Consider the following 21,832-nt stretch of genomic DNA (forward strand, 5'->3'; position numbering starts at 1 on the left):
CGCCCAGTACGCTTCCCCGTCTAGCAACATCAGACCTTGTCCCGTCCAAACCGACCAGTTCCGGCCTCCTGGTGAACATCTGGTGAACACTTCGCAATGGCTCGGGAACTTCGCATGGGATTTGGTATGTGACCAGACCAGTCTTGGAGATTTGCCACCACTTTCAATCGGAAGTCAGGCAGAGGGCTCTAACGCTCAATCAGCTGGCTATACGAACAATGGATGACTGATAGGCAAGCAACTGGAACCAGGATCCTACGTTAGATCATGAATGATGGTGATCGTGGGCGCCATGGTCACCATGATGGTCATGGTCATGATCTTCCGCTTTTCCATGGGAATGGTCATGGGCATGCAGATGAACATGCTTGTGGGAGTGACTGAGTGATGACCCGTGGGTATGAGAGTGACTGTGCTCATGCTTATGTTGATGCGAACCCTTCATGGTATTTCCCCTTTCTTGTCAGGACCGAAACGATACGCCCACAACGGTTACCAAAATCTGGGAGTGACCAACTACTCTCTGGCTCACTATAGCACATTACAACTCGCGCAACCTCTCGCATCTTTATCTGTAGTCTCGCATCCACCAGGCGCCAATCGCTCATCTCAGTCCGACGAGAGGCTATAGCTGATAGGGATACGGACAACCACTTGGGGTCGACTCAAGGCGTAGTCTAACGGAATGGGAAAGGCCAGCTGCACCAGGCGCAGAGCCTCCTGATCGAGACGATCCTCTCCGGAACTTCGTTCTATTTTCAGCTCACCAAGATCACCGCCTTCAAGAATGACCACTCGCAGCAATACTTTCTTTCCTCCCGAAACATCCAGAAGGGGGCGCGACTGACGCTTAAGCTGTTCAAGTCTCTTGAACAGAGTGCTCTGCAACCACCCATAGTCGCGTGCGACCGGTCGAGCGGTGGGCGTTCCCGAAGATAGATCCTGGACCTGAGCAGGCAAAGAGGCCAGTTGGTTGGTTGGTTATGGCTCGTCCGGAAGCTATTTCAGCTCCAGCCGGCTCTTGCGGCTGATGACCATAATGTTGGATTGGTTCCGCACTTGTCGAGGATTCCCGAGGTGCTTGCTCCGTCATTTCCTCTCTGACCGGGGAGGGAGTAGCAGAAACGATCGGAGGTGATGACGATGCACTCACAAGCGTCGCCTGCTCGACGGCCTTAGGACGTTCCTCATTAGCCTGGCTTGCCGGCAGAGCAGGCTGCTCAGGAAGAGAATATGCGTTTTCCTCCCACTCCATCAACTGCTCCCTCCTCTGTAGCGGGAGAGCCTTTTCGGCCGTTACTGGGATAGGTTTGCTTTCTTGTGTTATGGACGGACTGGGGCCCGCGAGTTGCTCCTGTACGAGAATCGGTTGAATTCTTTCCGATGTTGCCGTCAGCTGTGATTGTGCTGACTTAGTCACCTCTGAAACTGTTACGTCCGGCATGCCTTGGTCCGTTGGAGTATGGGACAATGAATTCGAAGCAGAGAGGAGATCCGGCTGGCTTTCGGCTGCACTCGGACTATCCACCGGAATACTGTCGGTCGCTCTGGCAGAAAGGCTGACGAGCGCCACCTCCCAGTGAAACGGGTCGGCTACAGGAATGAGCGTGATGCGCCTGATGAACTCGGCAGAAGCACTGAGGACAGCGAGATGGAACAACAATGAGCAAAGCCAGGCGTAGGCGTGAATCCTCAGGTGAACATGGTCAGGCAGGAAGCTATCCATGAGATGGAATCCTTCGTCTCCATCAGCCTAGGAATTCCGACCCCTGGGTGTACAGCATGCTGGCTCCGAGAAATACGCTGATGCCTCCGATGGCAATCTGAATTCCGTCATACGCCCATGCGAAGGATTGCGCTGATCGACGGAGTGGAATCGCAATAGCCAGAGACAGCGTGGCCATGCCAAGAATCGAGCCGAGACCAAAAAGAATGATGTAGGTCCAGGCGAGCGCAATGGATGTGGCGGCATGGAGCGTGAGGAGAATAAGAGCCGCTGAGCCTGCCATCCCGTGCGTCACGCCGACGAGTAATGCACGGTACGGAATGTGATGCGCGCGCTGATGTTGGACACGATCCGATTCGTTCCGATGCGCGTGGATGTGTATATGGGACTTCCCTGCTTCATGTTCATGGATATGAATGTGGATCCGATCCCGCCTGATCCTCCGCCACACATCAAGACCCAATCCAATCAGCATCACACCGACGGCCATCTCCAATGCCAAGGCCACGCGCTCGGGAACCATGCTGTTCAGGGACAGCACGACTGAACAGAAGAGAAAGAGCGTCAGGGCATGCCCAATGCCCCAGGCGATCCCCTGTCTGACCGTTTCACCGACCGAATGACTGCGACTCGCCAAGGCTGCGACTGCCGCCGCATGATCCGCTTCGAACGCATGGCGCAACCCTAACAGAAAGCCGAGGCCCAAGAGCGTCAGCATGCAGGTGCCCCTTCCAGCGCTTGTACTTGCGCGCGAAGCCAGTCATACCAGCTCTGCATGCCCTCTCCTGAGATCGCGGATACCAGAAAGACTTCCAGATGGGGATTGACCGACTTCGCGTACTCGACGCAGCGCGTGATATCAAATGAGAGATGCGGCAGAAGATCGATCTTGTTCAACAGCATCACGTCTGCAGCCCGGAACATATGGGGATACTTCAGCGGCTTGTCCTCCCCTTCTGTCACAGAGAGCACGACCACCTTTGCCTGCTCCCCCAGATCGAAGAGTGCAGGACACACCAGGTTTCCGACGTTCTCGATCATCACGATGGAATACGGCGCCGGAGCCAACTGCTCTAATCCCCGGGCCACCATGTCCGCTTCGAGATGACAACCGGCCCCGGTGTTGATTTGCACGACTCGACAGCCGGTGCTCCGGATTCGTTCTGCATCGTTCACGGTCGCCTGATCGCCTTCGATGACCTGGATAGGCAGTTCGTGTCTCAACGCGCGGATCGTCTGCTCCAATAACGTCGTTTTCCCGGAACCGGGCGAACTGACCAGATTCAGTGCCACGACGTGCCGTCCCTGCAACCAGCCGCGGTTGCGTTCAGCCAGGCGATCGTTCTTCGCGAGCACCGCTTCCTGGAGCACGATGGTTTGTCCGTCCACGTGCACATGGTCTCCATGACGATCGTGATGATGGTCATGATCGTGGTCGTGTCCATGACTCCCTGCGTCAGATCGAAGCTTGATTGTCTGCCCCGTCATTACATCGGTCAGCCGCGGCGCGGCATCATCCGAACACCCGCATGTGGTACACATTAGGCTGTCACCATTTGTTTGATGTTTAGTTCTTCACCGGACAGTCGTACCAGATTTGAGGAACCGCAGGAGCAACGGGCTACCAGATGGCGCAGTTCCACGTCGCGTCCGCAATCGCGACATTGACCGTGCCCCGGCACCTCGATGACTTCGAGTTGCGCCCCTTCCAAGAGTGTTCCTTTGGCGACCACATCGAAACAAAATCGGATGGCATCGGGTATCACGGGGCTCAATTGTCCAATCTCCAGCGTGACTTGCGTGACTTTCGCCCCACGCGCCCGCTCATTGACGATCGCGACGATGTTCCGGGTAATGCTCAATTCGTGCATGCGAGAACGGTGGCTCCTGTCGGCTGCATCGTGTCAGTGACGCGGAAGAGCGTATCGAGTGGTTCCCGCCATACCTGATCCGTCAGCTGCGCTTTCATGTGCTCAAACTGGCCTCGATCGCTCGCGCGTTCCATTGAGGTATCGATCCGATCAACGAGGATAAAGAAGTCCTCCGGCACAAACCCTTCACGCAGCTGGACAGACACCGTTTTCAACCTTTTGGAGATCCACCAAGCGAACTGCATCCCGTTGTGGCATTGTCCAGCTTGTTCTGGTTGAGTCAGATAGTATCGACCACGACTGACACATCCGGTGACATACTCCACTGCGTCCCTCACGCCCGGGCCAGGGTGGGCACTGGTCACCGTCAGCTCTCGGCGCTCCCACAGTGTGGGGTGCGAAAAGTGTCGTCCAGCCCGTTGTAAGGCGCGAAACGCGACCGCGGCACCCCATGTCGCATCCCCTCGATGAAACCGAAGCAAGCCGTCGTAGTCCAGCCGTTGGAGTTGCCCGTCATCAAGGATGTCGAGCGATCGGACCTCACCAGTGAGCATGGGCGGTTTCCTTAGTTAGCAAATCCGCGGCAACTGATCGCCAATGAGCGTATCCACCACGCGCGTCCCGCCAAAGGCCGTCGCCATGACGACCGCGCCATTCGGGGTTTCTTTCACTTCTCCGATAATCGCGCTGTCCCGACCAGCCGGATGAGTGCGCATCGCTTCCACGATGGGATCGGCCTGTTCCCGCGGGACGATCGCGACCAACTTTCCCTCGTTGGCCAGATACAGAGGATCCAACCCAAGGATTTCGCAGGCGCCTCGCACCGTTTCGTGGACGGGGATCGCCGCCTCCGACAGATGAATGCCGACGTTAGACGACGCAGCGAATTCGTTCAGGACGGTTGCAATGCCGCCCCGCGTGGCGTCCCTCAGACAATGGATATCCGGGCAGACTCTCACCATCTCTTGCACCAGTTCGTGGAGGGGCTGCGTGTCGCTCTCCACCGATGACTCCAGGGCAAGCTCGTTCCGAGCCAAGAGAATGGCGATTCCATGATCGCCAATGTATCCGTTCGTAATTACCACGTCCCCTGGACGCGCGCGGGTTGCGGAGATGGCGACATCGTGTCTGATTACACCAATGCCGGCCGTGTTCACGAAGAGCTTATCGGCGGCTCCCCGTTCAACCACTTTCGTATCGCCCGTCACAATGACCACCCCGGCTTCACGCGCAGCGTGCTTCATTCGGCTCACCACTTCACCGAGCGTGTCGATCGAAAGCCCTTCTTCGAGAATCATCCCGCAGGAGAGAAACAAGGGGCGTGCCCCGCTCATCGCCAAATCGTTGATAGTGCCGTGCACGGCGAGTTCACCGATGCTGCCACCTGGGAAGAACAAGGGATTCACGACATAACTGTCCGTGGTGAACGCCAGCCTTGTTCCCTGCTGCTGCAATTCATCCAATGGGACGACCGCCTGATCTTCCAGCGCGGCCAACAACGGATTGTTGAACTCCGTCACAAACAGCTGCTCGACAAGTTCTCGCATGGCCTTGCCCCCGCTCCCATGGGCGAGGGTAATCCGCTTCTCGCGCATTCGAGCCAGCCAACCGTTCGCGGTTTGCGCGGTCGAAATGTCCGCGGATTGGCGATCCAACATCGGAGGCGTCATGGCCGCTGGCTCCTCCTTGTGAGCCTCATGCGGAGACCTTGGCTGGCTTGATACTCTCTCGATCAATCCACCCATAGTTGTAATAGGCGGCACAGGCTCCTTCGGTTGAGACCATCAAGGCGCCGAGCGGATTCTCCGGCGTACAGGACGTCCCGAAGACTTTGCATTGCGGCGGCTTGATGACTCCCTTTAATACTTCGCCGCATTGGCACGAGGTCGGATCGGCGATTTTGATATTCGGCATCTCGAACTTACGTTCCGCATCGTATCCGGCAAACGGCGCCTTCATTCGCACGCCGGAATAGTCGATCGAGCCCAAGCCGCGCCACTCAAAAAACTCCCGCAATTCGAACACGGTTTGAATCGCCTCAAGCGCCTGCGCGTTCCCCACATCGGGAACCACGCGGCGATATTGGTTTTCGACCTCGCACCGGCCGTCGGCCATCTGCTTGAGCACCATCCACACCGACTGGAGAATGTCCAACGGCTCAAAGCCGGCGATGACAATCGGTTTCCGATACCGCTCGGCAATGAAGCGGTATGGTTCCGTGCCAATGACCATGCTGACATGGCCGGGTCCCAGGAACGCATCGACTTGAAGATCGGGCGAATCGAGCACGGCTTTGATGGTGGGAATGATCGTAATGTGGTTACAGAACAGGGAGAAATTGGAGATGCCTTCCCGTTGTGCTTGCAGCACTGTAAACGCGGTGCTCGGCATCGTGGTCTCGAATCCCAGGGCCAGGAATACCACCTCGCGATCGGGATGGGCCTTGGCCAGCTTCAGCGCATCCAACGGCGAATACACCATCCGAACATCCGCGCCCTCTGCCTTGGCTTGCAGCAAACTCTTTTTCGATCCGGTCACCCGCATCGCGTCCCCAAAGGTGGTCATGATGACGTCTGGGCGTTGTGCCAGCGCCACACAGTCATCGACACGTCCCCGAGGCAGGACGCACACAGGACAGCCCGGCCCGTGAATGAATTCCACTTCGTCCGGCAGCATCTTGTTGACGCCGTAGCGGAAAATCGTGTGGGTATGCCCTCCGCACACTTCCATAATTCCTATGGGCCGTCTCTTGCAGAGTTCGATCTGTCCGACCAGGTCGCGAATTTCCCGAATCAACGATTGGGCCTTGAGGGGGTCGCGAAACTCATCAATAAATTTCATGATCCACTCCGCGGTTGCCCCATACCCCGGTCGTCAGCCAGAAGGGTGTGCACCAGATCCCACAGGATATGATAGATGGCGACATGACACTCCTGCACGCGGTGGATGCTGTCGGTTTCGACAACTAAACAGTGGTTGATGGCCGCTGACTGCGCCATGAGGCCTCCATTGCCTCCCGCTAACCCGATGGTCGTGAGTCCCAAATCTTTGGCCTTTTCAAACGCTCGCAGGAGATTCGACGAGTTGCCGCTGGTGCTGACCCCGATCAATCCATCGCCAGCCCGCGCCTGGGCGATTACTTGCCGGACAAAGACATGTTCGAACCCGACGTCGTTGCCAACAGCGGTCAACATGGCAACATCGGCATCTAGACTGATCGCTGGAAGAGCGGGCCGCCCGGCTGTGATGGGATGCTGGAACTCGACGGCAATGTGGCAGGCATCGCAGCTCGATCCACCGTTGCCCATCGTCAACAACCGCCCATTCCGGCGATAGACGTTCGCAATCGCATGGGCCGCCTCGATCACTTGGACTCCGTGTGCCGTGAAGAATGCCCGCTTCACCGCAAGACTGTCTTCGGCCTTCAGCCGGACTGACTCCAGCAATTCCGTGTCGAGGCGGGCGGACGACGGCGTTTGCTCTTGTAAGAATGGATAAAGGTTGTCCAGAACTCGTTTTGACGACATGGTTCCCTCAAGACTGTCCGGAGGCGCGCATGGCTTGAACCTCGGCCTGCACTTCTCCCAGCTGGCTCAAGAGTTCGATGGTCCGCTGAGCCTCCTCCGGATCAACCCGGCTCATCGCAAAGCCCACATGGACCAGGACCCAATCTCCGATGCAGGACTCTGGCGGATGTTGATCGTCCACGATACAGGCGATATTCACCGTTCGTCTGACGCCTCCGACATCGACCACTGCGAGTTTTTGCTGCTCGTTATTGATTTCAACAATCTGCCCGGGAATTCCGAGACACATGGCAACCTCACCGATTGTGTGATAACGCTCTCGCGGCGGCGATGGCAGCTTGGCCCAGCGACAGCCCTCCGTCGTTTGACGGAACGTGCCGATGTGCGAGCACCGCGAATCCCATCCCTTGCAATTTGGCTGTCACGAGTTCACACAGCGCCTGGTTCTGAAATACTCCGCCGGATAACACGACGTGGCGAATCGTCCGCTCCCCTTCGTCGACTCTGGTGACCTTGCCCACCACGGCGCAGATCGCCAACGCCAGTCCCTTATGAAACCGGGCAGCCATGACTGAACGCGGCGTGTGCAGGATCAAGTCGCCGAGCAGGGCTTGCCACATGGCCAGCGGTTCGATGTAGGGCAGCTTCGCCTCGTCGAGGTAGGGGATCGTGAACGGATAGGCCAGGGCGTCGTCTTCCTCTTCCAAAGTCGCCTGATTAACCACCTGTTCCAATTCAATGGCTGCCTGCCCTTCGTAACTCGCGTGGTCGCGGCACAATCCCATGGCCGCCGCCACCGCATCGAAGAGACGGCCACAGGAACTGGCCGCAGGGCTGTTGATTCCGCGAGCCAGCATGGAGTCCAGAACGCCACGCGGTTTCTTGGCCAAAAAGTGGTAGAGGTCTAGTTCGGCATAGTTCATGGCGAATCGAACCCACCCGAGTTCCGCCATGAGATGCGCATAGGTGTTTCGCCAGGGCTCCTTGACCGCTTGCTCTCCACCGAGCATTCGCACGGGCTTGAAGGTTCCAACCCGGACGGCCGTTCTATAGTCAGCCAGCATGAACTCGCCGCCCCAGAGCTGTCCCTCATCCCCATATCCCAAGCCATCCAGCGCAATTCCTAATACAGCTGGATGATCGATCGGAATTCCGTTCTCGACCATACAGGCAGCGACATGCGCATGATGATGTTGGACTTCGCAGACCGGCAACGATCGATCGGCAGCCAGGGCTTTCCCGACTTTGCTTGAGAGGTACTCAGGATGGCAATCGACTCCGATCAGATCCGGAGTGTGCGCGAACAAGTCTCCATACTGCCGCAGTGCTCTCCGATAATCGGCGAGCGTCAAAGCATCCTCGAGGTCTCCGATGTGGTGGGAGAGGATGGCACGATTGTCACTGAAGAGACAGAAGGTGTTCTTCAATTCGCCCCCCATCGCGAGGATGCGCGGGGCCTGATCAAATCCTTTTGGGAACAGAATCGGCGCCGGGGCATAGCCGCGGCTACGACGGAGGACACGGGGAACCCCCGCGATGACTTTGGTGACAGAGTCATCGACCCGTTGCGCGATGGGACGATCATGGAGGAGAAAATACTCCGCGATGGCGCCCAATTGTGCCTTGGCTAAATCATTGTCGATCCATTGAGGCTCATCGGCCCGATTCCCGCTCGTCAGGACGATCGGGCGATTCATTCTTCTCAGCAGAAGGTGATGCAATGGAGTATTGGGCAACATGAACCCCAACGTACGCACGCCCGGTGCCACGCTCGCCGCCACCTCGGCATCGGGCCGACATTTCAGGATCACGATCGGCGCCGCCGGGCTCTCGAGCAGCGCGCGCTCCTGTTCATCAATGCCCGCATATCGCGCGATAACCTGAAGATCGCGGGCCATCAGCGCAAAGGGTTTGCCTTCTCGACCTTTCAATCGACGAAGTCGAGACACGCTGTCTTCCTGGGTGGCGTCGCAGGCGAGCTGGATGCCGCCCAGTCCCTTGATCGCCACAAGGTGCCCCCGCTGAAGAAGCGTACAGGCCGCGTCAACCGCATCCATCATCGACAACGCGTCGACCGCGATGGGCTTCCCATCGGCCCGTTCCAACCAGGCCCTCGGCCCGCATGTGTGGCAGGCAATCGGCTGCGCGTGAAACCGGCGGTCGGCGGGATCCTCGTATTCCGCCGCACAGGCAGGGCACATCCGAAACCGATTCATGGTCGTGCCCGAGCGATCGTAGGGAATCTGTTCTTGAATCGTCAGTCGCGGCCCGCACTGCGTGCAGTTGGTAAAGGAATACCGATAGCGCCGGGCGAAGGGGTCGAGGATTTCCTGTGCGCAGTCAGGGCAGGTCGCGGCGTCCGGCACGACTCCGGTTGACACGTCTCCTGATCCGCTTTCCCGGATCGTGAAATCCGGGGGAATGTGCTCAATGGCAGCCGGTTCAGAGATGATCTCATCGATCCGGGCGAGGATTGGCGGCTGCTCCTTCAGCGTCGTCATGAAGTGCAGGATGCGGTCCGGTGGGCCAATCGCCACAATCCTGACGCCTTCTCCATCGTTCAGGACATAGCCTCGGATCTGATGCTGTCGTGCCAGTCGCCAGACCATCGGACGGAACCCGACCCCTTGAACAAGGCCGTGCACACGAATCGAGAATGCCACGTGGTCCGACGTATGGGAGGACACGACCGGACTCATTCCAACTCCTCAACGCACATCGGCCGGATCACCACTCGATTGTTGCCACTGTCAGCGATCGCCAACATCCCTTCGCAAACAGACACGCCGTAGGGCCAACAGATCGTATCGGGTGTAGGAAACCCCCACTGATTGTCACCTTTCATCTCGAACGAGCGCTGGCCTGCCAAAGCCCGCGCCCGCGCACCGGTTCCCAGATCACGGACATGCCAGCCGAGGAGCCGAGAGTTGGCGGTGTCGCTCACGACGAGCCAATCCCCTGCCGAGGCGATACCATAGGGCATGTTCAGGGAACCAGCATGCGGCCAGTACTGTCCACCGTTGTGATCGACCTGCGCGACATCGGTCTGTCCTAAAATCCAGTCGCTTTCAGCGCCGCAGGTTGAGGGCAACGTGTTCCAGATCATGACGCGATTATTGCCGGCGTCAGCCACGCACAGTTTGTTGCCCCAGCGAGCGATGCCATGCGGCCACCGCATGCTCCTTGCTGACGGCGCACCACCGGCGTTTTCATCTTTTCCGGCAAAGTCTGTTTGACCCAGCACGAGATCAGCAGCCTGACCGTTCTGGGTCGGTGGAGTGAACCAGATCAACACGCGGCGGTTCCCGGTATCCGCCACAATCAAACTGTCTCCCCAACAACACACGCCGTAAGGCCAATAGAGCGTCTCTGCCGATGGAGCGGCACAGCCACGATTGATCTCTACATCCTCGAAATTTTTCTGGCCCAGCACAAGGTCAGGAGGACAATGACTCGTTGTTGGAAGTTGTCGCCAGATCAGCACCCGGTGATTCCACGCATCCGCCACCGCTAATCCGGTTCCGTAGGCGACAATCCCGGTCGGCACATTCAAGGTTGTGGGGCCAGGGAGACGTTTTGCGTTGCGACCCTCTGAAAGGAAATCGGGTTGACCGATGACCCAGTCGGCTTCCGCGTCGTTCGCGGTTGGACAGGTCCGCCATCCCAGCAAACGGTGATGACCGGTGTCAGCCACCCACAGCGGACCATCCTTCGATACAAGACAGCACCCTCGTGGACCGAACAGGGTTTTTGGCGATGGGACGACCGGAAGAGGAAAACCTTGGTCATCTCGACTCTCCCCTAACACAATGATCGGGCCAACCGGTGCCCACAAGGGCGGAGGAATGATCGGTTCTCCGGCAGCAACAGGGCGCTGCCCGGACTGTGCGAGATGGACTGAGAGCGCCATCGCCTCTAGCCTTTCAGTTTCACTTCCACGGTCGATCCCACGACACGTACCGCTCGGGGAACCAGCTGCACTTCAGGAGCCGTCAGGCATTCTCCTGAGGACAAGTCATAGCGAAATCCGTGGTAGGGGCAGGTAATCACGCCTTGTTCAACTTCACCCATGTCGAGCGGCATTCCCATGTGCGCACAGGCGTTCTCAAAGCAAGTCACGCGATGATCCTGTCGACTGAACAGCAGTGATTGCCCATTCAGTTCCAGCACCTTGATGCCGGCGTCAGGAATCTCTTCCAGCGTTACGGCCGCGTGCCAGCCCGTGTCGCTTCTCAACGCAAACGGGCTGATGAACGACACCGCGGCTCCATGGCCATTGGAGGCGGGGAGGCTGCCTTTGACCTTCTTGATTGTGAGGATTTCCGGGCAATGCTCACGGATGGCTTTCTCAATTCCCTCCGTCAGCGTGAGCCCTGAGGAAGGACATCCGTCGCACGCGCCAACCAGTTGAATCTCGACGGTATCGGGGGGGGCTACCGAAACCAGCTCGACGTTTCCGCCGTGTCCTTGAAGCAGCGGACGAACAGAGCCCAGGGCTTGCTCAATTCGCTCATGGAGCGACGGTTTCACCAGTTCCAGATAGCGGAGGACGGCATAGACCACTTCATCGCTGGCGACCTGTTTCAACGCCTCCAGAGCAGCTGGCTCAGCCTTGATCCCGCGAATCACCCGCGCAAAGGCTTCCTTGTGCAGATCGTCGACAGCCTGCCGCAGGGCCTCAACGGTCAGCCGGTGTGACTCATCCCATCCTTGCACGATAGCCTCAAGACTCTCGATGCTCTTCAGCAAAGAGGCCAGCGTCGGCTGTTCTGTCGAGAGAATCGCGTTCGACTCCGCCATCGGACTCACCGATACTTCAGGTCACGAAAGAGCCTCGGCTGGAGCGCCCCTGCAGAGAGACCAGCGACGAGGACGGCTATCCATAACGCCACGCCCAACTTGGCTAACACGATCAGGATCACGGCGGCCACCGTCATGCCGACTCCAGCCAACATCATCACTTTAGGAAGGTCGTGGAACAATTTGCCCTTGAAGAACAACAGAACGGAATTCCAGAACATGTCAAACATGGTTTCATTCCTCTACATGAGCAACGCCAGGATGAGCAGCCCCACGAACACACCGGGTATCGATGCCACGGGCCCGAAGAATGCCCCCATCATCGCAGCCAGCTCGTTTCCCAACACTTTCCCCCCGACAAGAATCCCGCCTACGGCGCCACCGAGCGCTCCTGACAGCAGCGCCAAGCCCATCAGAATGGCTCCACTGAGGAGCGTTAAGTCACCTTGAGCCAAACCTGTCATTTCCGTCCCTCTCCTTCCTCGCTGCGGATAGAACGGCACGGACTATTCATGCGGCTCCGTCATTCGTAGAAGCCAGCATGTCAGCCTCAACGAGAGCTTCCAACTCCTGCCTGAGTTCGTTGAGGACCTCCCCGGTCACTCGCACCTTGCTCGTATCTCCGAAACGCTCGAACAACTCCTTTGCTTCTTCGAGATACCGAATGGCCTGCTCCAGATTTCGCCGATTCCCCTGCTCCGGCCGGGACGGCTCATCGGGCAAGTTGCGCAGGGCATTCGCCTTATTGGAGATGGTGTTCGCGTATTCGATCGGCGTATCCGCTGGGGTTCGAACCTTCAGCGCCTCATCATAGGCGACAATGGCGCGCAGATTATTCTCCACGCTGTGGCTGCTTGACGCATACTGCAACGCATTCCCAAGGTTGTTCTGCAGCATGGCGTATTCGACGGGCTGATCAACGAGCGTGACGACCGTGAGGGCTTCTTCGAAGGATTGCACCGCAAGCGCCTCACGCATCTTCCCGCTCGGTTCGGTCATGGGGAGAGACAGGTAGGCGGTGGCGAGGTTGTTGTGCAGAATGGCATACTCGGTCGGATGAGCCTCACGGGTAAAGGTCCGCAGCGCGCGCAAATAGGCTCCGATCGCATCGGCAATCCTGGCACGCCCGGCCGAGGCAAGTGTGTGCAACGCCAGACCCAGGTTCATCTCAGCTTCGGCAATTTCTTCCAGCAAGCCGCCATGCTGAAATCCTGCTAAGGCCGACTCAAAGAGTTGTCGCGCTTGTTCGACGAATTCTGCGCCCTCGTAGGGGATCGCGTTCAACGCCGTACCCTTGCGCGCCTGAATCCGCGCCGTGAGAAGGGCTTCTTCTTCCGCGGAGAGGGTCAACGCGCGATCATACAGCGAGACTGCGTGATGGAGGTCGTGAACGGAACGGGGCTTCCGCTGGAGTCCCATCGCGACCTCGATCAACAGATCAATCTTGTCCCGATTAGCAATCTCAGGAGATTCGACGGCCGCGAGCGCGGCTTTCACATGTTCATCCGAGAGAGAACTCATGATCTCGACTCCACAGGAGGGGAAATTCACTGCACGATCGAACGAGCGCACTCTACGAGGGACACCAAGAGATGTCAACTCGATTTTCTATGTGCAAACTTTGTTTTCACAATCAAGTTTCATGCCGATGGACTGCGTTGAGGCAGCGGTCTGTGGATATCCGAGCTGGGGGTGTCTGGTGGCGATCCGATAGAAGGGAGTGTCGGACGAAGGACCAGTCCGACCGGTGGTGGAACCCTGATCCGACCCTTATGAGGGCCAATCGGTTACGAGCGCGGCCATTCGGCTATCCCACTGCACGGGGACAACCTTTTCCTGCTGGTCCTCAATTCCGTGGCCCCGGAGAAACTCTTGGGCATGCACGACACGATCGCCTTGAGGATTTCGGACTTTCAGCAACAGGCCCCCAGCCGCGGCATGGCGGACCGGTAACAAGAGCAGCTTCTGGTCCTGTCGAAGGAGCACGATGCTCTCCAAACCACCCAGATATTTGGCATATACCTTCGCGTCGATGTAGATGCTCCCCTGCCTGATCGTCACCTGAGGATGATCTTCTGAACGCTCCGTGACTGGTTCATCGCTGCAAGGAGCACGCTGCCCGCTCCTTAACCGTGTCGATCGCTCACGGATGTCTTCCTTGATCTGGTCAATGACTCGCTCCAGAGCTTGAGCGACCGCAGGACTGAGTTCTAGTCCCAAGGAGACATCTGCCGCTTCGACGAGATAGACCGTGACATCGTGAGGAAACGTGTCACCAAAGATTTTTCGTCCCGCATAGAGCGCGTGATCCCATCGAAAATCATGCAGGCTATAACCAGGTTCGGGCCTGCTGGCCACTTCCTTTCCGGGAAGCTTGAAAATGGAGCCGGGTGTCGAGCCGCTGAGGCTGGCATCGACGAGAATCAAGGAGGAGGTCCCACGGGCTTGGAACATGACGTCCATTCCTCCGGTCCCTGCATCATAGACCTGGATGTTCTCCTGCGGTTCGGCGTTTAACCACTGCATCAGCCGCTGGGCGACGATCACGCCGAGCCCATCATCGCGGCGATTGAGATTGCCGCACCCGATCACGGCCAGCGCCTCGGTTGCCATGCTTAAATTCTCCACAGACGGCATGACCAGTCTTTCTCGACAGGCAGGTGTAGTTCTGGCAAGTCGCAGAACTGCCGGTGGATCACGAAGTACATACACGTTTCGCAGGATTGTTTCAGGTCATCGTCATCCTCGGGAGGAGCGTATGGGGTGAGTGTAACCCCGGCCGCAGTCAGCTTGTCAGCATAGTGATCCGGAGGGATGGCCTGGAGTCGACTGACGAGCTGAGTGACCATCTCACTCGTATAGGCTCTTGGCTCTACCTCGGTTTTCAGCCCGTCTTTCAATAGTTGCTGAAGCTTGCTTCGGAGGATGTCGTCCGCATCCTTCATGCAAATCACCAAGCATAGACGGAGACATCAGATTCGCCAGAGGCGGCACCACCAATCGGGTTCCACCGGCACAGCGAGTTCAGGCAGATCACACCATTTCCGGTGAACGAGGTAGTACATGCACTCCAGACACCGCATCTGATCCGGCCCGTAGGGTTTGTCGGTAAAGCCTCCGATGACCAGCTTGCCTTTCAAGTCATCGGGGGGAAGCGACCGAAGTTCATCCAGGATCTTGGCAAACTCAACGTGCGTTTCGGGAAACGGCTCCGTTTGAGTTTTGAGCCCACTGGCTAGGAGCTGGGCGATTTTCTCCCGCAGTTTTTCTTCTTCCTCGGGGCGCATTCAACGATCCCCTCTTCGCTCGAGGGCTACTTTAGCCCATTAGTTCCGTTGTTCGATGGGACCCAGGCCAAGAGGATTGCGACCCATAGGATCGCAATCCCTCTGGAGCGCTACCCGATTTTGAAGCGGGCTAATTCTTTCCCTGTCTTGGCATCGTGCGCGTGAACGGTACACACCAAACATGAGTCGAATGATCGGGCGACGTGACCGACTTCGACGGGATCGGTTGGATCGGCAATAGGCGCGCCGAGTAACGCCTCCTCGATCGGACCACGACGACCCATACCATCGCGAGGCCCCACATTCCACGTGGTCGGAGCAATAATCTGATAGTTCTTGATCTTCCCGCCCTTGACTTCAATCCAGTGACAGAGCGCTCCACGAATCGCTTCGGTCGCCCCCCAACCCCGGCCATCCTTCTCCTGGGGCTTGATGTACCAAGGCTCGTTGAGCCGGAACTCCTTCAGGCATCGCTCCGCTTGGCGATATAACTTGATAGTCTCATGCATCCTGGCGAGTTGACGCAGGTGGAGACTCGCGCCACCCATCTTTTTGTACACATCCAGGATGAAGCCATCGTAGTGCTGCCAGGATTCCCCGTGTTTTCCTCCTGCGACCATCTGGCGGGCAAAGGGTCCCGCTTCCAGCCGGCCGAAATCCGCATGGCTGACCGCGGTCGCCCAGGAGTAGGTCCCGTTGAAATCGGTCTTGTTATTCGACTTCGCCTTGGTCGTGCGATCATAGGGATGCGTATCCGCCGATCCCTCGTCATACCAGGAATGAGACGTATTCTCTCGCGCGAAGTCCTGGCTCATGAGCTTGTGCGTGTTTGTGGCCCCATCATAGACTCCGCCCTTCATGATCACGGCGCCATTGCGTCCTTCGATGGTAGGCTTCTGGTATTTATCTTCGTGGGGCAAATATCCCCAGCTGACATATTTCCCAAGCCCAGCTCCGTATTTGTGGAGTCCAGTATCTAGGCCCATGCGCCAATAGAATCCCAGATCCGAATTGGCATGGGCTGGATTCTCGTCCAACCACGCATTGAAGTCTTCGTAGGTTTTGATTTGCTCGTACCGCTCCAATGAGCAGCCAAGCCAGACCGGTTCGAGCCAATTGTTCTTGTAGTACTCCAGTAACGAGACGGATCTCGTAATGTCTGCCAGGGTCGGCGCACACATGACCCCGCCGGGGACCATATAACTAGAGTGAGGCCACTGGCCACCCAGAAGCGCATAGATCTCCACAGGCTTCCCGGAAATGGTGACGCCAATTTCATAGGATTTCCCGGTGAAGGGAGCAAAGCGCTTGCAGGCCTCCTCGTAGTATCGGCTACCACGATACTTCTTGTTGGTTAGGTCGATCGCATAGAGCCCATAGAAGTAGCGCGGCTGGCTTTGCAAGCTTTCAACGATCTGACCGAGATTTCTCGCAAGAATCGCGTTCCTCGGGACGGTGGTTTGCCACGCCGTATCCAAGGCCCACGCAGCGCAGGTTAAGTGGGAGGCTCCGCAGATGCCGCAGGCGCGTGGGGTCACAACCAGCCCGGCTTGCGGATCTTTGTCTCTCAGAATGATCTCGAATCCACGGAACAGCTCTGCCTGTGTCCAGGCGTTGGTGACAACACCGTTGTCGACCTCAACGCGCACGTCGAGGTCGCCTTCCACTCGGCCGACGGGAGAAATGTCTAATGTTTGAACAGCCATGGCCATCTCCTTTATGAACAGATGCGATTGCCGATCATTGTGTTTAGACGACAAACATGTCCTGCTCGGCCCACGCTGGCGCCGCATTCTTCGCCGCGCTCGTGAGCGCGATGTACCCTTTCTTGTCGACTCCCTGCGGCAGGTCCTTCGGGACGCCCATAACAGTTTGTGTCTTGAACACCGTGCCAGGGGCAAGGTCGAAGAAGGGGAATTCAGGCTCCGTGCAGCCCAGACAGGGCATGCCCGCGCGGGTTTTCGAGGACTGTCGATTCCACAGAATGCGATTGCAGGGCGAATGGGTCATTGGTCCACGACATCCGAGATCATAGTACAGGCAGCCTTTGCGCTGGCCGAATTCCGTGGCCGAGACTTTGTAGGCAAAATGCATGTTGCGGGTGCACCCTGTCTGGGTAAAACTCTGGAAGAAGGTTTTGGGCCGTTGGAGCTCATCGAGGGTGATGTCGCCTCCTCGGCCGGCTGCGACGGCTACCACAATCTGTGTGATCCAATCCGGGTGTGCGGGGCAGCCAGGAATATTTATTACGGGAAGACCGGCCTTTGAGCGGAAGTCCTTGCCTAGGAAGCCACCATGGTTCCGCTTGAGGAACTGCAGGCCTTGAGACTCGCTCGGATTCGGCGCTGTGGCTGGGATACCGCCCCACGTGGCACAGTCGCCGATCGCGACGACAAACTTAGCGATGCCGCAAAGATCTTTGACCCACAGTTTCATCGGCCGGCCAGCGAATCGATTCCATTCGCCAGTACCGTTCGGCGCATTGACCACCGTTCCTTCGAAGACGAAGATGTCGAGGGGAATTTCCCCCGAGACACAATCTTTGAGAATTCGCTGCAGACCATCGCCAAGTTCGACACCCAACGAGGGGTGCCAGAGCACATTGATCCCGAAATCAGTAACGAGATCACAGGCGCTCGGCTCTTCTGCGTTGAGGAATGACATGGTGTTGCCGGAACAAGCACCGCCCTGAAGCCAGAGTAGATTCGCCATGATGTAGTCCTCCGTTATGCCTTTTGAATCGAAGCGTGAATGCGCACCACCTCCTAGAGCAACAATTGAACCAGCGCCCTAATTTTAGGGCGACAGGATCTATGTCCTCTCTCTTTAGCTGAAAACACCGAGGGTTATGTGAGGACTTCGTTCGGACAGGACGAGATCATTCACCGGGATGCCTTGCAAAGTAACTTTACAAGGCACTGCTAGCTGTAAAGACAGTGTGCAGTTTTCTCTGCGCCTACCCCTTGCGATTGCCACAGACTGGACATTCGACCTCAAGCGTGTAGCCATACCAAATTCCTTGACAGCGGCTACACCAATGTCCATTCGTCTGCTCGTCAGCTAAGCCAAGTTGACGAGCGAGGGGTGTCGTGCCCAACTCTCGCAGGGGAGGCGGTAGAAAGGATGAATCAGGAACCTGAGAGGGGGTGGCCAGCAGAGAGAACAAGAATCGGTCTATTTCATCCCCATCCTTATGTTCTGCCCGTTTAGGATCGTCCGGGTTGGGCATGGGGCGGGTCTCCAGCGGAGGTGGTCGCCAGTTTGTATCGTCGAATCTTGTTCGCCAAGCCGACACGGGACAATCCTAACTCCTTGGCCACCTTACTTTGATTCCAACGGAATCGAAGCAGCGTTTGTGTCACAACCTGGGCCTCCAACCGCTCGACTTTTTGTTTGAGCGTCCCGCTGGAGTGGATCAAGTTCATCTCTTTCTGCCGCAGATCCTGCGGCACCACCTTGGCCAAATCGTCGGACAAATGCTCCGTGGACAAAAATTCGCCCTGACTGGCAAGAGACACCATGCGTCGGATCTCAGTTTCCAGCTCACGCACATTGCCAGGAAATGGGTAGGCCTGAAGCTGGCGCATCATCTGCACCGTGATCCCTGCGATACGACGATTCGAGAACTCAGCGTACTTCCTCGTGAAATGCTCGGCAAGCACTGCAATATCTTCAACACGGTTTCGCAAAGGAGGAATCGTGAGTTCGAATCCGCGGAGACGGTAATAGAGGTCTTTCCGAAACGCACCGGCCGCCACGAGTTCTTTGATCGGCCGATTCGACGCGGCAATAATCCTGACGCTTGTATGGCGGGTTTTTTCAGAACCCAGAGGCTTCACTTCGCCTTCCTGCAGAAACCGCAAGAGACTCACTTGAAAGGAAGGGGAGACTTCAGACACCTCATCCAAGAAGACAGTTCCTCCGTCGGCGGCTACAAACAATCCCAGCCGATCACTGACGGCGCCCGTAAAGGCCCCGCGTTTGTGTCCGAACAATTCCGACTGGAGCAACTCATCGGGCAAGGCCCCGCAATTCTGAGCGAGAAATGGGAACGCCTTCCGCTCGCTAAACCCATGAACCGCCCGGGCTAAGAGCTCCTTCCCCGTACCGGTTTCGCCTTCTATCAACACCGGCAAATCGGTGGTAGCCGCTTTCCTCGCCAGATTGCAGACTTCCAGCATCGCGTCGCTCGCAAACACGAGCTTATCGAATTCATAGCTTTCCCGTATCAGCTTCGTGAGATGGGCTTTGTGATTGTGAAAGGCGCCATCGGACAGCTTCAAATCACGGCTCAACATTCGATGGCGTCGCGAGAGCTCTCGACTTTCAAGCGCACGATCGATCAGAAGACGGAGATGCCACGGAGGACAGGGCGTGGGAATCACCTGATACACCGCCGCCTCTTTGATGATGTTCATGACCGCCGAATACTCGCGCGACTCCGTCAGGAGAATTCGGACGACATCGGGATAACGCACGCGGGCCTCGCGAAAAAACTCTACGCCCTTCACGTCAGCGACGCCATCGTCAAAGAGAATAAGATCGACCTTTTCTTTAGCCAACGTTGCCCACGCCTCGGCTCCCGTTTTGGCACCAAGGACACGATAGTCGGTCTTGAGATAGTTCGCGAGGCTTCTGCGAATGGTGGGATCGGCCTCGACGATCAGAAGGGTTTCTTCGTCGCGAGTAGACATGCAACTGACCTTACACTCTGATAATCACGTTTACAAGGTATCAGTTTTGGTTCGAGTGGATCAAGACCATTTTCTCTGAACTTAACGGTCAGAGATTTTGTCTGGAGCTCATCCAGTCGTTAGAAGACTATCTAGGACCAGGTGCTGGATAGTGGGTCAGTCTGAAAGCGCTACGAGAAATGCGAGAGACGATCATGGAGCAACGTGGCCTCCGGTTGCCCAAAGACCAGAGCCGCACTGTTGAGATCCGGATCGCGTGAGAGCATACGAAAACGGAAGAGGAGCGGGTGGCCGTGATGGGTGGGGACCTTTACGACGTCCTCGCTGCATGGTATAAGCACACGCTGAAGTTCCATCCGGATTGTTGCTGGGTCTATCACCTCAAAGGAAGGAAGCCGGGCCAGGCACTTGGAACACCACGAGCGAGAGCATGGTCGCGGTGAACACTTGGTGAACAGTTTGGGGTCGGAGCACTCGGCTGATAAGACCAAAGCCCCTTAGAAATCAATGACGTGGCGGTGTAGCTCAGTTGGCAGAGCAGCGGACTCATAAGCCGCGGGTCACCCGTTCAATCCGGGTCACCGCCACCAAATTTCGATCCATCCAGCGCTTCCTCCGCACCCCACGCGAACCGGCCCTCTGGTAGAAATCTGCCGGTTGTCGGACGCAAGCCTCACCCGCAACAGCCACTTTCGAACTGCCGGCGCTGGTAAGCGAAGACCAGACAACGGATGCAGACCGCTCGCACAGTCTTCGCCTGTTCGTCAGACAGGGGTGTTCGCCGCATCACCAGTTGCCCGCAGTCCGCACAACAACCGGTTGTTGCAGCCTGAATGTCAGAACAGACAGTGCTCATGGCGTTCGACCCTCCTGTTTTCCCGGACGGGATGAGCCGTGGGGACCACGGGTTTGCTGCCTCCCCAGATCGCTCGTAGCCGGGCAGCGCTCCCCCATCCCTGACCCGTCATCCCCTTGGTGAGGTTCAGCTCCCGCTGCAATTCACCGATCCGGCCATTCAAACGGACAATCATGCGCTCCAATTCATCGACCCGTTCGACCATCATCTGTTGCTGGCTGCTCATTGTCATGCCTCCTTGCATTACGAGTTGTCGCAGTGGCGAATCACACCGACAAGGATCCCTTCAATGGAAAATTCGTCTGCGGGAGTGATCACAAACGGACGCATCGCGGCATTGGCGGGATGGAGTTCAATGGAGTTCGCACGCTTGAAGTAGGTCTTGATCGTCGCCTCACGGTTGACCAGGGCCACAACGGTCTGCCCGTTCCGCGCGGTGGATTGCTTTCGAACCACCACCAGATCACCGGGCAGAATCCCATCCTCAATCATCGACTCCCCTTTGACGCGCAGGGCGAACGTCTCGCCGGGCCGCACCATACTGGGAGGAACCTCGACCCACTCCGACTGGGCGACCGGCTCGATGGGCAACCCCGCAGCCACGACCCCCTCCATGGGGATCTCGGTTCGTTTCAACAACTGAGTCAACGCCACCTGAACCGCGCCACTGATCCGACGCATGCCGGATTCGTAACGGGCCACCGACACCCGCGTCGTATGGAGCGCTTCGGCCAGTTGCTCCTGGGTAAATCCAAGCTGTTCCCGACATCGTTTGAATTCGCTCGCCGTCATCATGTAACCAATGGTTACATAACGGTGCTCGCCCTGTCAAGCATCAGGTGCACCCCTGTCGACCTGCTACCTATTTCCTCGGGACAGACCAGGCTCCTGCGTTCACATGGCGCGGCCACCTCGATGTTTCCATGAAGGAGCGCCGACGTAACAGATGACCGCCAGAATTGCTCAAAGCTGTGGGCCCATGGATGTAGAGAAACCAAGGAGCTTCGGCCACACCGGAGGTCGTCACTCTTGGAGCAATGACAGGGTGTTTCAGGCAGGCCGTCGTCCGCT

23 protein-coding genes, 1 tRNA gene and 1 pseudogene are annotated in these 21,832 nt (G+C 57.4%); 1 reads left to right on the forward strand and 24 read right to left on the reverse strand.

Annotation, left to right across the window (positions count from 1 at the left end; all coding sequences use genetic code 11):
- Positions 1-609 precede the first annotated feature (609 nt).
- The 22 genes and pseudogenes from KJA79_RS23400 to KJA79_RS18890 form a co-directional block, all read right to left on the reverse strand.
- Positions 610-960 (reverse strand): energy transducer TonB family protein, encoded by a 351-nt coding sequence (locus KJA79_RS23400; protein WP_425518125.1) that lies wholly within the window; start codon positions 958-960, stop codon positions 610-612.
- Positions 860-1,726 (reverse strand): hypothetical protein, encoded by an 867-nt coding sequence (locus tag KJA79_RS18790; protein WP_213043627.1) that lies wholly within the window; start codon positions 1,724-1,726, stop codon positions 860-862. The genes KJA79_RS23400 and KJA79_RS18790 overlap by 101 nt, the downstream gene beginning before the upstream one ends.
- 22 nt (positions 1,727-1,748) lie before the next feature.
- Positions 1,749-2,444, reverse strand: a complete 696-nt coding sequence (locus tag KJA79_RS18795) for a HoxN/HupN/NixA family nickel/cobalt transporter (RefSeq protein WP_213043628.1) — start codon at positions 2,442-2,444, stop codon at positions 1,749-1,751.
- Complete coding sequence (gene hypB / locus KJA79_RS18800) at positions 2,438-3,268, reverse strand: hydrogenase nickel incorporation protein HypB (RefSeq protein ID WP_213043629.1); 831 nt, start codon at positions 3,266-3,268, stop codon at positions 2,438-2,440. The genes KJA79_RS18795 and hypB overlap by 7 nt, the downstream gene beginning before the upstream one ends.
- A complete protein-coding gene (gene hypA / locus KJA79_RS18805; protein WP_213043630.1) occupies positions 3,268-3,597 on the reverse strand; it encodes a hydrogenase maturation nickel metallochaperone HypA in 330 nt (109 codons plus the stop codon). Before hypA ends, hypB begins: the two co-directional genes overlap by 1 nt.
- On the reverse strand, positions 3,585-4,151 hold the full coding sequence (locus tag KJA79_RS18810) for a hypothetical protein (RefSeq protein ID WP_213043631.1): 567 nt from the start codon (positions 4,149-4,151) through the stop codon (positions 3,585-3,587). The genes hypA and KJA79_RS18810 overlap by 13 nt, the downstream gene beginning before the upstream one ends.
- A 15-nt stretch (positions 4,152-4,166) precedes the next feature.
- Complete coding sequence (gene hypE / locus KJA79_RS18815; RefSeq protein WP_213043866.1) at positions 4,167-5,192, reverse strand: hydrogenase expression/formation protein HypE; 1,026 nt, start codon at positions 5,190-5,192, stop codon at positions 4,167-4,169.
- Between the two features lie 100 nt (positions 5,193-5,292).
- Positions 5,293-6,438, reverse strand: coding sequence for a hydrogenase formation protein HypD (gene hypD, locus KJA79_RS18820; protein WP_213043632.1), 1,146 nt, complete (start codon positions 6,436-6,438; stop codon positions 5,293-5,295).
- On the reverse strand, positions 6,435-7,124 hold the full coding sequence (locus KJA79_RS18825) for a D-sedoheptulose-7-phosphate isomerase (protein ID WP_213043633.1): 690 nt from the start codon (positions 7,122-7,124) through the stop codon (positions 6,435-6,437). Before KJA79_RS18825 ends, hypD begins: the two co-directional genes overlap by 4 nt.
- Positions 7,125-7,131: 7 nt before the next feature.
- Positions 7,132-7,413: a HypC/HybG/HupF family hydrogenase formation chaperone gene (locus KJA79_RS18830; protein ID WP_213043634.1), complete on the reverse strand. Its 282-nt coding sequence runs from the start codon at positions 7,411-7,413 to the stop codon at positions 7,132-7,134.
- Between the two features lie 7 nt (positions 7,414-7,420).
- Positions 7,421-9,823 carry a carbamoyltransferase HypF gene (hypF, locus tag KJA79_RS18835; RefSeq protein WP_213043635.1) on the reverse strand — a complete coding sequence of 801 codons (2,403 nt, stop codon included), beginning with the start codon at positions 9,821-9,823 and terminating at the stop codon, positions 7,421-7,423.
- Complete coding sequence (locus KJA79_RS18840; protein ID WP_213043636.1) at positions 9,820-11,034, reverse strand: NHL repeat-containing protein; 1,215 nt, start codon at positions 11,032-11,034, stop codon at positions 9,820-9,822. Before KJA79_RS18840 ends, hypF begins: the two co-directional genes overlap by 4 nt.
- A 5-nt stretch (positions 11,035-11,039) precedes the next feature.
- A complete protein-coding gene (locus KJA79_RS18845; protein ID WP_213043637.1) occupies positions 11,040-11,924 on the reverse strand; it encodes a NifU family protein in 885 nt (294 codons plus the stop codon).
- Between the two features lie 5 nt (positions 11,925-11,929).
- On the reverse strand, positions 11,930-12,154 hold the full coding sequence (locus KJA79_RS18850) for a hypothetical protein (protein ID WP_213043638.1): 225 nt from the start codon (positions 12,152-12,154) through the stop codon (positions 11,930-11,932).
- A gap of 12 nt (positions 12,155-12,166) precedes the next feature.
- Complete coding sequence (locus KJA79_RS18855) at positions 12,167-12,388, reverse strand: hypothetical protein (protein ID WP_213043639.1); 222 nt, start codon at positions 12,386-12,388, stop codon at positions 12,167-12,169.
- 46 nt (positions 12,389-12,434) lie between these two features.
- Positions 12,435-13,445: a tetratricopeptide repeat protein gene (locus KJA79_RS18860; RefSeq protein ID WP_213043640.1), complete on the reverse strand. Its 1,011-nt coding sequence runs from the start codon at positions 13,443-13,445 to the stop codon at positions 12,435-12,437.
- 639 nt (positions 13,446-14,084) lie between these two features.
- Positions 14,085-14,537, reverse strand: a pseudogene (locus KJA79_RS23215) (hydrogenase maturation protease); the annotation flags it as partial.
- Positions 14,538-14,539: 2 nt separating this feature from the next.
- The gene (locus KJA79_RS18870; protein ID WP_213043642.1) at positions 14,540-14,869 is read right to left on the reverse strand and encodes a hypothetical protein; all 330 of its coding nucleotides are present in this window, start codon (positions 14,867-14,869) and stop codon (positions 14,540-14,542) included.
- A gap of 27 nt (positions 14,870-14,896) precedes the next feature.
- A complete protein-coding gene (locus KJA79_RS18875) occupies positions 14,897-15,211 on the reverse strand; it encodes a hypothetical protein (protein WP_213043643.1) in 315 nt (104 codons plus the stop codon).
- 110 nt (positions 15,212-15,321) lie between these two features.
- Entirely contained in the window at positions 15,322-16,917 is a 1,596-nt protein-coding gene (locus tag KJA79_RS18880) for a nickel-dependent hydrogenase large subunit (RefSeq protein ID WP_213043644.1), read from the reverse strand.
- 43 nt (positions 16,918-16,960) lie between these two features.
- Positions 16,961-17,923: an NADH-quinone oxidoreductase subunit B family protein gene (locus tag KJA79_RS18885; RefSeq protein ID WP_213043645.1), complete on the reverse strand. Its 963-nt coding sequence runs from the start codon at positions 17,921-17,923 to the stop codon at positions 16,961-16,963.
- Between the two features lie 494 nt (positions 17,924-18,417).
- The gene (locus KJA79_RS18890) at positions 18,418-19,905 is read right to left on the reverse strand and encodes a sigma-54-dependent transcriptional regulator (protein WP_213043646.1); all 1,488 of its coding nucleotides are present in this window, start codon (positions 19,903-19,905) and stop codon (positions 18,418-18,420) included.
- Positions 19,906-20,419: 514 nt separating this feature from the next.
- On the opposite strand from KJA79_RS18890, the gene KJA79_RS18895 reads away from it, so the two are divergent.
- Positions 20,420-20,495 (forward strand) — tRNA-Met (locus KJA79_RS18895).
- Positions 20,496-20,741: 246 nt separating this feature from the next.
- Here KJA79_RS18895 and KJA79_RS18900 read toward each other — a convergent pair.
- A complete protein-coding gene (locus KJA79_RS18900) occupies positions 20,742-20,993 on the reverse strand; it encodes a hypothetical protein (RefSeq protein ID WP_213043647.1) in 252 nt (83 codons plus the stop codon).
- Between the two features lie 11 nt (positions 20,994-21,004).
- Positions 21,005-21,556, reverse strand: coding sequence for a transcriptional repressor LexA (lexA, locus tag KJA79_RS18905; RefSeq protein WP_213043648.1), 552 nt, complete (start codon positions 21,554-21,556; stop codon positions 21,005-21,007).
- Positions 21,557-21,832 lie beyond the last annotated feature (276 nt).

The organism is Nitrospira defluvii (genome assembly GCF_905220995.1).
Classification (GTDB): Bacteria; Nitrospirota; Nitrospiria; order Nitrospirales; family Nitrospiraceae; genus Nitrospira_A; species Nitrospira_A defluvii_C.